Consider the following 13,620-nt stretch of genomic DNA (forward strand, 5'->3'; position numbering starts at 1 on the left):
CTATTTCGCTATAAAATCAAACAACAAGACCAACTGCACAAGCGGCAGGTAAAAAAACGAAAAAAACATCACCTTGCGGGCGTCTGCCAATTCCAGGTTTCTGAAAAGCCTGAATGAAAGCCAGGCAAAATACAAGCCTGCCAGTAAAGATGCTCCACCTATAAAGTACCCGCCAAAGCCATAAAAGTTTGGTAATAAACTAACAGGTATAAGAAGAAGCGCGCTGAAAAGCACAAATGCTGCCGAAGCTTTGTCGCGGCGTGTGGTAGGAAGCAGCCTGAAGCCGGCTTTCTTGTAATCATCATCCAGCACCCAGGCGATAGACCAGAAGTGCGGGAACTGCCATACAAACTGGATAAAAAACAGAATCACAGCAATCTGATAGTCTGCATCTGTAAAGTCCTTAAAATCTCCCATCGCAGCCAGGTAACCGATAAGCGGAGGCAAGGCACCGGGAATGGCACCAACAAAGACCGCTATGGGCGATTTTTGCTTGAGCGGTGTATAAGCAAAAGCATACAGCAGGATCGAAAACACCGACAGCAAACCTGTTTCAATGTTCAGTTTGCCGAGCAGCCAGGTTCCCAGCATGCCCATGAGCAGTCCTGATACCAGCCCCTGACCGTTAGTCATCCTGCCGGCGGGCATGGGCCTGTCTTTCGTACGGGTCATGAGTTTATCAAGATCTTTCTCAATAAGCTCATTAAAACAGTTGGCAGCGCCCGTAACCAGGAAGCCGCCTGCAATAAGAATCAACCAGTTTAACCAGTTGATGGTTCCATGCTGCTTGCTGCCGATCAGAAATGCGATCGACGCCGAAAAGACGACCACAAACGTAAGCCGGAACTTAATGAGCTTGGAAAAATCTGCAAAAAACTGTTTCAACCTTAATCCTTTATTTGTTTATACGTGTCGGTATTGTAAACCAACAGGTAGAGATAATACTGAATGCTAAAAAGCACCGTCGAAAATAAAATATGTACCGCCTGTGCCACCGGAGGCAATGCCAGGTAAGATAAAACCAACCCGCTTCCCGCCTGTATCACCAATGACAACATGACCAGGTTCACCATCCGCAGTGGCTCTGCCCTGCCGTTAAAGCGGTCTGTCACCATCTTATAGACGATAAGATTGGCTACTACGACGAGGATAGCCATATCCCGGTGATAGTTGAAGATGCTTCCTGTCTTTTCGACCCAGGCCGCCCTGCTTTGATCAAGCATGGTCTTCGACACTGCGTCTATTGCTTCACGCACTTCGGTGCCAAGAACGATCTGCACAATACTCAGCAGAATGGTAATCAAGCCCAGCACCTTCAGCCAGTTGATCCGCCACATGATCACTTGCCTTGGTTTATCTAATTTGCTGGCATGATGATACGTGTAGATCAGGATACCGATCACAACAAGTGCAAGCACCATGTGAACCGTTACCACCCAGGCCAGCAGATTCGTCGATACCACAATTGATCCCAGCCATGCCTGGTAAACCACCACGAAAACGTTTATTACGCTAAGTACGGTAATACGGGTTGCCCGTTTCCTGTACCTGAAAGACCATATCGCAAGAATAAGCAGCAATACACCTGTCAGCGCGCCGACCAGCCGGTTTACATATTCCGTCCAGGTCTTTGCTGCATTAAACGTTTCAGGGACCAGGATGGATTTGTCGCTTCTGATCCGGCTGGCCAGCTCATATTTACCAAGCCTGTCGAGCGTCTTTGCAAACCGCTCATTCTTTTTTACCCGTTGCGCAACGTATTTTTCTTTGTAATGCGCAGGCAGCTGGCTTATATCGGTCGGGGGGATGTACTGGTCGAAACATTTTGGCCAGTCGGGGCACCCCATTCCGGATCCTGTACTGCGTACGATGCCACCGGCGAGTATCAGCAACAACGTAACGATAATGGTTACGAAGTTAAAACCAATAAAATGTTTGTCTGATCTGCTGATCATTTCGCCTGTGCTCTATTAGAAAAATGGGGTATCTGTAAGTTGATAACTTACGGCAGATACCCCATTGTTATGTTTTCTGCAATCTAGTGTTGCGGTGTTCTCTGTTCTGCCGGAGGATTCTGAGCATCCCACTCACGCTGGATGCGCTCAGCCTCTTCGTTACCCTCAAAGTCATGCGGCAGGTTTGAGCTCATGGTCTGAGAGAAAGGAATGGTCTGAGGAATAAAGTCCTCGTCGTGACCAGGTTTGCTGTAATCATATGGCCAACGGTAAACAGTTGGGATTTCGCCCGGCCAGTTGCCATGCAGGTGTTCAACCGGCGTGGTCCATTCAAGTGTATTGGCTTCCCATGGGTTCTGTGGTGCTCTTTTGCCTTTAAAGATCGAGTAGAAGAAATTCCAAAGGAATGCTACCTGTGCCAGGGCACCAAGAATCGCCGCCCAGGTTACAAATGTATTTACGGTAAGCCATTTTCTCATGAACTCAAACTCGGTAAATACATAATAACGACGCGGAACACCGTCCAGTCCCAGGAAGTGCAGCGGGAAGAATACCAGGTAGGCTGAGATAAAAGTCAGCCAGAAGTGCAGGTATCCGAGTTTTGCATTCATCATTCTTCCAAACATTTTTGGATACCAGTGATAAACACCGGCAAGCATACCAAAGATGGCAGCAGAACCCATTACCAGGTGGAAGTGCGCAACGACGAAATAAGTATCGTGCAGGTTGATGTCAAGTGATGCGTTACCCAGGAAGATACCGGTCAGACCGCCAGAGATGAAGAATGAAACCAGACCTATAGCGAACAGCATTGCAGGTGTAAACCTGATGTTACCGCGCCACAGCGTAGCAAGGTAGTTGAAGGTCTTAACGGCAGAAGGTACCGCGATGATGAGCGTCGTGATCATGAACACACCACCCAGCAGCGGATTCATACCGGTAACAAACATGTGGTGACCCCAAACGATAAATGACAGAACGGTAATACCAATCAATGAATAAACCATCGCGTGGTAGCCGAAGATCGGCTTCCTTGCATTTACCGAGATAACCTCTGATGAGATACCCAGTGCAGGCATAATTACAATATATACTTCCGGGTGACCAAGGAACCAGAAAAGGTGTTGCCACAAGATCGGCGAACCACCTTCATTTGGCAGGATCTGCGTACCGAATACGATATCAGAAAGATAGAAGCTGGTACCGAAACTGCGGTCAAACACCAGCAGTACCACACCTGCAACCAGTACCGGGAAGGAAAGAATACCCAGAATAGCCGTGAGGAAAAACGCCCAGATAGGAAGCGGCATTTTCCAAAGGTCCATCCCTTTAGTACGCATGTTCAGGATGGTACTCACATAGTTTATACCGCCCATCAGTGAAGATGCAACGAAAAGCACCATACTGATCAGCCAGAGCGTCATACCGAAACCTGAACCGGTTACGGCTTTTGGAAGCGCTGAAAGCGGCGGATACACCGTCCATCCTGCTGAGGCCGGACCGGTTTGGACAAAGAAAGATCCCATCATGATCACACAGGCCATAAAAAAGAACCAGTATGAAAGCATGTTCAGGAAAGGCGAAGCCATATCTCTTGCACCAACCTGCAAAGGAATAAGCAGGTTACTGAAAGTACCGCTTAGGCCTGCAGTAAGTACAAAGAATACCATGATGGTACCGTGAATGGTAACCAGCGCCAGGTAAAAATCGGGTTTGATACGACCGCCTTCTGCCCATTTGCCCAGGAAGGTCTCCAGAAACGGAAAACTTTTATCAGGCCAGGCAAGTTGTATACGGAAAAGAATAGAAAGACCCATTGCGATAACAGCCATAATGATACCTGTGATCAGGAATTGTTTGGCAATCATCTTGTGATCCTGACTGAAAATGTACTTCGTCAGGAAGGTCTCTTTATGGTGCCCATGATCGTGGTGATCGTGATGCGTGTCGTGTATTGCTATTGTTGACATAATTTTCTAGCTCTCTCCTTTATATTAAATTGTAGGTGCCTGTGGGTTCACTTTCATTGAATCCTGGGCAGTGGTGTCGGCGGCTGCCGCAGGTGCTGCAGCAGGCGTAGCCGAAACCGGCAGGTTGAATGCCTTTCTCAGGTCGTCATTTAACCATTGAGGCTGTTGTTTAATCCATTCCGCATACTCCTCTTCAGTAACAACGCGAACTCGTTTCTGCATGTTGTAGTGACCCTGACCACAGATTTTCGAACACAAAAGTACGTATTCAAAAGACGGATCATTCAGCTTCTCACGCATTTGCTGGGTGGTAGCAGTTGGAGTGAATTCAAAGTATGTACGCATACCAGGAACGGTGTTCAGCTGAACGCGGAAGTGTGGCAGGTAAAAGCTGTGGATAACGTCTTTACTACCAAGAATGACTTTAACGGGCTTGTTAACAGGAAGCCACAATTCGTCAGCCATTTGGTCATCGCGCGAGCGCTTATCTTTGAAGTCGATGCCCAGAACGTTTGCGCCGGTAGTCAGTTTATAGTTGCGGTCGCCCACGATACCATCTGCACCGGGATAACGGATCTGCCACGCAAACTGCTCCGAGATTACCTCAACCTGAAGAGCTTTGTTGTTAGGATCCTCGGTTTTGTAGAAAATCGATCTCCAGGTCAGGAAGCCCATCAATACCAGTACAGTCAGTACCAGTGCAGGAGCAATGGTCCAGATCTTTTCGATTGTATTGTTGTGCGGATAGAAATAAGCTTTTCTTTTTGCGGAGTGTTTATAGAAATAAGCAAATGCAAACAGTGCAATGTGGGTAGCAATGAAGACGATGGTTGTAATGATCAATGTAAGATTGAACATCTCGTCGATCTTTCTGCCGTGCTCTGACGATGCATCAGGCAGGAGCATGCTGCCGTGAACGGTATACTCCCAATACACACCATACAGACCGATCAGCAGGAAAAGCGCAAAGAGGCTTGCGTTTACTTTGTTCCAGTTGATTGCTGCAGGTTTTCCCTGAACCTCGCGGGTCAGCTCATAAACTTTGATGGCCCGGCCAACAATGGCGACGAACAAACAGAACGACAAAAATATAAGGCTGTAAAAAATGACCGATTTGTAAACCGCATCCATATCTACCTTTGCCTCTGGCGTATTAGCCGTAGTCGTAGCCGAAACAGCCGCCTCCTGCGCAAACACACTTGCGCTGGCAAAAGCCGTGCTCAGTGCGGTCAGGACCACTGTTTTCTTATTACCTATTACCTTTATTAAACTCATTTTCGTAAAGCCGTACAATGTACTCTTGTGTGATATTTATTTATTCTATTTCGACCAGTCTGTATCCTACAGGTGGTGATGTAAACTTTCTTGTAAGAACGGGTGGTTCTTTGCAACCAGCGGTGTCTTTGCCAGGTTAGACAACACTGTAAAGGTAAACAGACCCACGAAACCGACTGCTGTACCAATTTCGATGAAACCGAAACCTGCTTCTTCAGCCACTGTACCCGGCATGATCATCTGGTAGTAATCTACCCAGTGACCGATGAGCACGAGAATCGATACAAACATCAGTTTGTTGTCGCTGCGTTTGTTGTCACGGTCCATTAGCAGAAGCACAGGCGAAAGGAAGTTCAGTACCAGGTTAAGGAAGAACCAGAATTTGAAACTTTCAAAACGTTTGTAGAAGTAAACAGTCTCTTCAGGAATGTTCGCATAATAGATAAGCAGGAACTGCGCAAACCAAACGTAAGTCCAGAAGATTGAGAAACCGAAGATAAACTGGCCAAGGTTGTGCAGGTGGCTGTTGTTAACCCAGCTCATATAACCGTTCTTTCTAAGCAGCACAATGATGATCGCCATGATGGCAAGGCTGCTCACCCACATAGCGGCAAAGTTGTACCAGCCGAACATGGTAGAGAACCAGTGTGCTTCAAGTGACATGATCGTATCAAACGCAAAGATCGGTGTAGTAAAACCATAGATCACGAGGAAGATACAAGAGTACTTGAAGCTCTTTTTGTAAGAATTCAAGCCGCCCGCAAGATCTTCATTTGCTGAAAGTTTCACCAGGAGCATCGCGAAAATGCTGTAAACGCCCAGGAATACGACCTGACGACCAAGGAAGAAAGGTACATTCAGAAACACGGCTTTACCCGCAATCAGTTTATCATAATTCGGACTGCTCTCATCGGTAAGACCCGGAGCATTCCAATGGTGATAAAGATCATGCGTATAAAGACCCAGTCCGCACACAACGATCAGGATGATTGCCGCCAGCGGAAGCGTACGGGCCATAGCCTGTGGTACACGAAGAATTGACGCTGACCAGCCAGCCTGCGCTACGAATTGAACAGCGAGGAAAAAAGCACCCGACATGCAGACGCATGCAAAGTAGTAAGCCATCAGCAGCAGGTTCGAGAACGTACGCTCGTGTAAGGCATGGTCGAGAAAACCATAAACAATCGCAGCAATACCGATAACGATCGCTACTATGCTTAAGGTTTTTGCCTTTCCTGCAAACTCAAACTGCTCTGATAAATTATAATTGTGAGTTCCCATTTATATTCAGCTTTTTTCTATTTTATTTTTTGTAATTGTTGTACATACATCACTACTTTCCAGCGCTCACGCGGTGTGATCTGCGATGCATGCGACCCCATATTGTTCAGACCATAGGTAATGGTATGGTAGATTTTGCCTGCGGTAAGGTCTTGCATGAGACCGCCGCGCGATGAGTTTGCATCAGGCCCGTGATAAGCCGGTACGCCTGTAAACTTCTCGATCTTTACCAGGTGGCCCTGACCGTCGCCATTGTCGCCATGGCATGGTGAACAAAACACTTTGTACAGGTGCTGCCCTTCTGCCAGGTTCTTTTTATCGGCAGGCAATGGATTAACCATGTTTGCACCTGCGGCTTCATAACCTTCTTTGCTGTTCGGGTAAAATTCATCTTGTTCAAAACCTACCGGAACTGTATTTTTTGGTGGCATCTGAGCAGTCTGCCCGTTCTTGAAATTCTTGTTTGGCTGATCCGGGTTGTATCCCAGCGGATCATACATGTTTCTCGCATACTCCAGGCCCATGCTGCGTTTATCGCGACAAGCTGAAATAGTTGCAGCGAAAGCAAAAGCTACAAAAGCTGCTAAAACAATCTTATTCTTATTCATAGCTGATATACTTCCTTTCGTTATACTTTACTTCCAGGGCACCTGCCTCTTTCAGAAGCGAATCTACCTTGGTATGTTCTGCTCCCTGCTGCGCATCGATCGCAATGATAAACCGGTCGTTTGTTGCACGCAGGTCCATCACTCTCGGCGCCCGGCCCGGAAACAGGTGGGTGGAGGCGTAATATGTTCCAACCATGCCGAAGGCACAGAAGAGAACGGTTAATTCGAACATGATCGGAATAAAGTCCGGCAATGCGAAGGCCGGCTTACCGCCAATGTTTACCCGCCAGTCAACGACAGCGGTCAGGTAGATCAGCGTAAAGGCAGAAAGGGTGCCGGTAATTCCGAAACAGAATGCAGCCACGTCGATCCGTGAACGTTTTACACCCAGTTTAGCCTCGATTCCGTGAATCGGCATAGGTGTGTACACATCATAGATCTTGATGTTATTCTCCTGAAGTTTTTCGATGCCATGCATCATTTCATCAGGATCGCCAAAGCTGCCTAAAATATATTTGATATTACTCATTGTTATACTTTTGCGTAGTCTTCTTTTTTAACACTGTCAAATTTCTCGAGCGACTCAACATAAGAGTCTACATAAACCTTATCGTGTTCTTTGTTCTCGATTTGTCTTCTCTTTTCCTGCTCACTCGCTGATTTCAGCAGCAGTTTAACCTCTGCGATCGCAATTGAAGGCAATACCCGGAGGAAAAGGAGGAATAAAGTAAAGAACAGACCGATAGAACCGACGAAGACACTGATATCAACCCAGGTTGGGTAGAACATAACCCAGCTGGAAGGAATATAGTCACGGTGCAGCGAGGTTACGATAATTACGAAACGCTCGAACCACATACCGATGTTTACCACGATTGAAAGTACCCATGATGCCGGGATGCTTACGCGGATCTTTTTGAACCAGAACAGCTGCGGCGAAATTACGTTACAGGTCATCATCAGCCAGTATGCCCACCAGTAAGGTCCTGAGATCCTGTTTTGGAATGCGTACAACTCGTATTCTGAACCCGAGTACCAGGCAATGAAAAGCTCTGTAAGATAAGCGACACCCACGATTGAGCCGGTAACGATGATGATCTTGTTCATCGACTCGATATGGAACATGGTGATGTAGTTCTCAAGTCCGAGTACTTTACGCGCCACGAGCAGCAGCGTCTGTACCATCGCAAAACCGGAGAAAATCGCACCCGCAACGAAGTACGGAGGGAAGATCGTGGTGTGCCAGCCCGGGATAACAGACGTTGCAAAGTCCATAGATACAATGGTGTGTACCGAAAGTACCAGTGGCGTAGAGATACCCGCAAGGATAAGTGATACGGCTTCAAAACGCTGCCAGGTCTTTACGCTTCCGGTCCAGCCGAATGAAAGGATCGAATAGATCTTTCTGCGCAGGCCTGTAGCGCGGTCGCGGATGGTTGCAATGTCCGGTAATAAACCTGTATACCAGAAAAGAAGTGATACAGAGAAGTAAGTCGAGATTGCAAACATATCCCAAACCAGCGGAGAGTTAAAGTTTACCCATAGGGAACCAAACTGGTTTGGAAGGGGAAGAACCCAATATGCCAGCCATGGACGGCCCATGTGCGAAACTACGTATGTAGCGGCACAAATTACGGCGAAGATTGTCATCGCCTCTGCCGACCGGTTGATCGAGTTACGCCAGTTCTGACGGAACAGGAGGAGTACGGCTGAGATCAGCGTTCCGGCGTGACCGATACCTACCCACCACACGAAACCGGTGATGTCCCAGGCCCAGCCTACCGTTTTGTTCAGACCCCAGGCGCCGATACCGGTCCAGAAGGTGTAGCTTACTGCGAATACCCACAACAAAGCGCCGCACACTGCTGCGATAAAGCCGATCCACCAGGCTTTGTTTGGCTTATTTTCTACCGGCATCAACACCTCGTCAGTAATCCTGGCGTAGGTAATGTCTTTACCGGTAATTAGGGGTTCTCTTAAAATTGATTCGTTATGTCCTGACATAATATTTTCTTTTTTCAGGTTTATGCCTGTACAGTTGTGTCTATGTTCCTAACTTTTGTCATGTAACCAATACCAGGTTGTGTATTGATCTCTTCGAGCACATAGTATACACGCTCATTGCGCAGTGCTTTCGATACTTCCGATTCCGGATCGTTCGCATCACCGAAGATGATGGCATTTGCAGAACATGCCTGCTGGCAAGCCATTTTGATGTCGCCGTCACGCAGCGGACGTTTCTCGAGTTTGGCCTCAAGTTTACCGCCCTGGATACGCTGAATACACATCGTACATTTCTCCATGACACCTCTTGAACGGGCAGTTACATCGGGGTTCAGAACCAGTTGTGTAAACTCATTGTTCATGTAGTTATCGAAACGTGAGTCGTTCCAGTAGTTGAACCAGTTGAAACGGCGTACTTTGTACGGACAGTTGTTTGCGCAGTAACGGGTACCAACACAACGGTTGTAAGCCATCTGGTTCAGACCGTCTGATGAGTGAACGGTTGCAAGTACAGGACATACCGTCTCGCATGGTGCGTGGTCACAGTGCTGGCAAAGCATCGGCTGGTGCACAACAGAAACGTTGTCCATATTTTCCAGCTCTGCAATTTCGGTTTCTTTTGTAACCGAACGGATGCCGCTTCCGGTACCGTGTGCACCACCTTCGTGTGCTTCTTTGTCGTCTCCGTCCTGATTAAAGCTATAATAGCGGTCAATACGGATCCAGTGCATTTCACGGCGACGGCGAACCTCGTCTTTACCAACAACAGGAATGTTGTTCTCAACGTTACAGGCTACAACACATGAACCGCAACCGGTACAGGCGTTCAGGTCGATAGCCATTACCCATTTATTGCCAGGTGTTTCCCATTTGTCCCACAGATCGTAGGTCTTGTGTTTCGCATGGTCGTTACCTGAACCTGAAGCAGGGTTTTTCAGATAATCTTTCAGTGTAGTTTCCCGGATCACATTTCTGCCCTCGAAAGAGTGGTGAGTTTGTGTCTGGGCAAGTTCTTCACGTCCGCCCGCTTTTTCAAGCTTGACTGTATTGGCGTACTGCAGTGTACCGTTTACATATTTAACGAACGGATAAGCGTTCTTTCCAACGTTATCTCCCGCTTTACCAACTTTGGTACGGCCATAGCCTAATGCCACAGACGCAGTTCCGCGTGCCTGACCGGGCTGGATAAGCAAAGGCAGGATCACTTCATAACCGTTGTCTGCTTTTACGCGTACCAGGTCAAATTCCTGGAAACCGAGTTCTTCGGCGAACTTCGGCGAAAGCGATACATAGTTGTCCCAGGTAACTTTTGTTACCGGATCAGGCAGCTCCTGCAGAAATGCGTTATTGGCATGTTTACCGTCGCGCATCGGAATGCTTTCATATACATGCAACTGCACGTCTTTTTCAAGCGCCTTAGCTCTGTTTACGATAGAAGGAACGACTGCTGCCAGTGACAGGCCAAAGCTGTACGTTCCGGCGGTTTTAGCTGGAAGCATTACAACGCCTGTCTGAAGCAGGTCTCTCCAGGTTTTGCCTGAAGCAGGAAGGATATTTTTCTCCCAATAGTTACGAACGTACTGGTAGTATTCTTTAACCGGATTGTTCGACCAGTTCAGGAGGCTTTCTTCTGCCTGACGGGTGTTGAAAACCGGGTTGATGGTAGGCTGAACAACCGAGAAATAACCGGCGTACATACTTGCATCTCCCCATGATTCGAGGTAGTTGTTATTGATGGCAATTACCTTACAGATCGAAGCCGTCTCGTCTTCGCGGTCAGCGAATGATACCGTTAACGGAACTTTTTTCAAAGCTTCAACAAATGCTTTGGTATCCGGTGCATCGTAAGCTGGGTTGCTGTCCAGGAAAAAGACCGCACCAACTTCGCCACGGTTCATTTCGTTGATCAGCTCAGCAAATTCAGCATCGTTACCTGCGTATTTCTGGAATGGATTGTCCAGATCGATCGTTGTACCGTAGTTACCCAGGGCAGCGTTGATGGCGTTAACCAGGATCTGCGTAGATACGTCGTTTGTTCCTGAAAGGACAAGTGATCTGCCTTTCGCGTTTACAAGTTCTTTTGCTGCAAGTTTGATTGCCTTGTCAGCCACCGCATTGTTGCCAAGCGCGGCACCTGATAACGCCTGACCGGTAACTGCGTTGTATAAGGCGATCAGCGCCGGACCTTCTTCAGACAATTTAATAGTAATGCGTGAGTCTGCATTCGTTCCTGTAAGGCTCATGCCCGACTCGAACTGAATGTGACGTGACATCTTACCGCCTTTCAGAGCTTTTGCATCGCGGTTTGAAACATACTGTGCTGTTGTTTCTTCACAACCCAGCCAGGTACCAAGGAAGTCGGCACCGAAACTTACGATTACATCTGTGCGGTCAAAATTATATTTTGGCAGTACGGCTTTACCAAAGCTGTTTTCATTTGCTTTGATCATACCGGTGTAAGAAACCGGATCGTACTGAACATGTTTGGTAGTAGGGTAAGCTGTTGCAAAGTCAGCAATCACAGCTTTGGTAGATGGACTGTGAACTGTTGATGAAACGATTTTAACTTTCTTGCCTGAAGCCTGAACTTTATTCAGTTCGCCTTTTACAAAAGCGTCTACATCTTTCCAGTTTGCATCTTTATTACCGTTTACAACCGGCTTTTTAAGCTTGGAAACATCGTACAGGTCAAGAACGGAAGCCTGTGCCTGCGGATCTGTACCCCGGCTGAAAGGACCGGCATTGGGATTCGGCTCGATCTTGATCGGGCGACCCTCCCGGGTTTTAACTAAGATGCTCTGACCTTTGAAACTGGATACATAAAAATTCGGAATGCCGGGAATAACCTCTTCAGGTTTAACCAGGTATGGAATTGATTTATGCAGAGGAGCAGTCTGACAGGCTGCCAGCGTCACCGCACCCAGACCAAAGCCAAGGGCTTTCAGGAAGTCGCGGCGGGGCGTAACAGTACTCAGGCCTGCTTCATTCAAAACATCTTCAATTGGAAGGGGTTCAGCGAATTCACTTTTGTTGGCTTCAACAAATTCACTTGTGTTGTTATACTCTTCTAAACCCTTCCAGTATTTCTTGTTGCTTTCCATTTAAGCTATATTACTGTTTATCGAACGTTCTTAACTAATCTTCTATTAATAGTGGCATTTTGCACACTCCATACCGCCAAGCAGTGCAGGAGTAATCTTCTCGCCTTTTTTGATCTTCTCGTGTGCGGCGATCACTTTGGTATAGAAGGCATTGTCTTTGCCAGAGATTTCAGCCTCTTTGTGGCAGTTGATACACCATTTCATGGTGAGCGGAGAGAACTGGTAGATTTCTTCCATGGTATTAACAGGACCATGACAAGCAAAACAAACCGGCTCTTCAGGTTTCAGACCTTTCTCCTTGCGGATAGCCTGCTCGCCTACCACAACGTGCTGTGAGTGGTTGAAGTAAGCAAAATCCGGAAGGTTGTGTACACGAACCCATTCAACAGGTTTCTCTTTTGTTTTGTCAAAGGTCATGCTCTCTGGATCGTAACCAAGCGCGGTATAGATCTTCTGGATTTCAGGAGAAATGTTTCCGTCATAATTGTCACGTGCCTGTACCGCTTTGTGGCAGTTCATACAAACGTTAAGCGACGGGATCGATGCATTTTTAGATTTGAATGCCCCTGAGTGACAGTACTGACAATCGATCTGGTTTGTTCCGGCATGCAGTTCGTGCGAGAACTTAATAGGCTGCGCAGGCTGGTAACCCGTATGTACACCTGTATTCCACATACCCATCCAACCGAATGATCCGAGTGTGATAACAAGGCACAGGATAAAGAACAATACAAATTTCTTGTTGCTGAACAGCTTACGGATACCAACACTTACCGGAACACTTTCTTCTTCTACAATGGCAATGCCTTGTTTCTGAAGAATCAAACGCTCAAGTGCTTTGATTGCGCGGCTCAGCACGATCAGCACCAGGATCGAAACCAGGATAATGGCAACGATACCGGCAATTGAAAGACCTGAAACCTCTTCGCTTGCTGCTTCCGTAGTAGTCGCGCCTGCAGGTTTTTTTTCCCCTTCCGCTACATAAGCCAGAACACTTTTAATTTGTGCGTCTGTCATGGTCGGAAACGGCGTCATGTCCTGGCCAGGATTGAATTTTGAAGCCTCTACAGCTTCAGGATCCCCTGAAGCAATCAGCGCAGGTGCATTCTTGATCCATTTGAGCAGGAATTCTTCTTTTTTTGTGGGAACGACTTTTTGCAGGGCTGGACCAATCATATCACGGTCCAGAGCATGACATGCAGAACATTTTTGCTTAAAAATCGTTCTACCCTCTGCCGCATCCTGAGCATTCACCGCCGAAACCGCGAAAGCAGAGAAGGCGGAAACCATCACTACTGACCTCCAGGCTCTTTTAAAAATCAATGAGATATTCCTCATAATGAGTATTTTATGCTTTATTGTTAATTCGTTGTGTATGTTACCGGAGAAAGGACTTAAATCACCTCGCCGAAAACTTGCACAAAAG

Annotated in this window: 10 protein-coding genes; all 10 read right to left on the reverse strand. The window is 47.2% G+C overall.

All coding sequences use genetic code 11. The features are described from left to right. The 10 genes from cyoE to EJV45_RS19175 all read right to left on the reverse strand — a co-directional run bounded on the left by cyoE (position 1) and on the right by EJV45_RS19175 (position 13,532). On the reverse strand, positions 1–885 hold the full coding sequence (gene cyoE / locus EJV45_RS19130) for a heme o synthase (protein ID WP_129718304.1): 885 nt from the start codon (positions 883–885) through the stop codon (positions 1–3). Between the two features lie 2 nt (positions 886–887). Continuing rightward, the gene (locus EJV45_RS19135; RefSeq protein WP_129718306.1) at positions 888–1,955 is read right to left on the reverse strand and encodes a heme A synthase; all 1,068 of its coding nucleotides are present in this window, start codon (positions 1,953–1,955) and stop codon (positions 888–890) included. An 83-nt stretch (positions 1,956–2,038) separates the two neighbouring features. Further along, positions 2,039–3,925, reverse strand: coding sequence for a cbb3-type cytochrome c oxidase subunit I (locus EJV45_RS19140; RefSeq protein WP_205942435.1), 1,887 nt, complete (start codon positions 3,923–3,925; stop codon positions 2,039–2,041). Between the two features lie 24 nt (positions 3,926–3,949). Next, positions 3,950–5,200, reverse strand: a complete 1,251-nt coding sequence (locus EJV45_RS19145; protein ID WP_129718308.1) for a cytochrome c oxidase subunit II — start codon at positions 5,198–5,200, stop codon at positions 3,950–3,952. 66 nt (positions 5,201–5,266) lie between these two features. Further along, complete coding sequence (locus tag EJV45_RS19150; RefSeq protein WP_129718310.1) at positions 5,267–6,481, reverse strand: quinol:cytochrome C oxidoreductase; 1,215 nt, start codon at positions 6,479–6,481, stop codon at positions 5,267–5,269. Positions 6,482–6,498: 17 nt separating this feature from the next. Further along, positions 6,499–7,089 carry a cytochrome c gene (locus EJV45_RS19155; RefSeq protein WP_129718312.1) on the reverse strand — a complete coding sequence of 197 codons (591 nt, stop codon included), beginning with the start codon at positions 7,087–7,089 and terminating at the stop codon, positions 6,499–6,501. Next, a complete protein-coding gene (locus EJV45_RS19160; RefSeq protein ID WP_129718314.1) occupies positions 7,082–7,618 on the reverse strand; it encodes a DUF3341 domain-containing protein in 537 nt (178 codons plus the stop codon). Before EJV45_RS19160 ends, EJV45_RS19155 begins: the two co-directional genes overlap by 8 nt. A 2-nt stretch (positions 7,619–7,620) precedes the next feature. Further along, on the reverse strand, positions 7,621–9,093 hold the full coding sequence (nrfD, locus tag EJV45_RS19165) for an NrfD/PsrC family molybdoenzyme membrane anchor subunit (protein ID WP_129718316.1): 1,473 nt from the start codon (positions 9,091–9,093) through the stop codon (positions 7,621–7,623). 20 nt (positions 9,094–9,113) lie between these two features. Further along, entirely contained in the window at positions 9,114–12,194 is a 3,081-nt protein-coding gene (locus EJV45_RS19170) for a TAT-variant-translocated molybdopterin oxidoreductase (RefSeq protein ID WP_129718317.1), read from the reverse strand. A 45-nt stretch (positions 12,195–12,239) separates the two neighbouring features. After that, on the reverse strand, positions 12,240–13,532 hold the full coding sequence (locus EJV45_RS19175; RefSeq protein WP_129718319.1) for a c-type cytochrome: 1,293 nt from the start codon (positions 13,530–13,532) through the stop codon (positions 12,240–12,242). Between the last annotated feature and the right edge of the window lie 88 nt (positions 13,533–13,620).

This window comes from Pedobacter sp. SYP-B3415 (genome assembly GCF_004138205.1).
Taxonomy (GTDB): Bacteria; Bacteroidota; Bacteroidia; order Sphingobacteriales; family Sphingobacteriaceae; genus Pedobacter.

Excerpts from the sequence above, each read along its gene's own strand:
- EJV45_RS19135 (WP_129718306.1), bottom strand. The coding sequence starts at position 1,955 with ATGATCAGCAGATCAGACAAACATTTTATTGGTTTTAACTTCGTAACC.
- EJV45_RS19155 (WP_129718312.1), bottom strand. The coding sequence starts at position 7,089 with ATGAATAAGAATAAGATTGTTTTAGCAGCTTTTGTAGCTTTTGCTTTC.
- EJV45_RS19145 (WP_129718308.1), bottom strand. The coding sequence starts at position 5,200 with ATGAGTTTAATAAAGGTAATAGGTAATAAGAAAACAGTGGTCCTGACC.
- EJV45_RS19160 (WP_129718314.1), bottom strand. The coding sequence starts at position 7,618 with ATGAGTAATATCAAATATATTTTAGGCAGCTTTGGCGATCCTGATGAA.
- EJV45_RS19140 (WP_205942435.1), bottom strand. The coding sequence starts at position 3,925 with ATGTCAACAATAGCAATACACGACACGCATCACGATCACCACGATCAT.
- nrfD (WP_129718316.1), bottom strand. The coding sequence starts at position 9,093 with ATGTCAGGACATAACGAATCAATTTTAAGAGAACCCCTAATTACCGGT.
- EJV45_RS19150 (WP_129718310.1), bottom strand. The coding sequence starts at position 6,481 with ATGGGAACTCACAATTATAATTTATCAGAGCAGTTTGAGTTTGCAGGA.
- EJV45_RS19170 (WP_129718317.1), bottom strand. The coding sequence starts at position 12,194 with ATGGAAAGCAACAAGAAATACTGGAAGGGTTTAGAAGAGTATAACAAC.
- EJV45_RS19175 (WP_129718319.1), bottom strand. The coding sequence starts at position 13,532 with ATGAGGAATATCTCATTGATTTTTAAAAGAGCCTGGAGGTCAGTAGTG.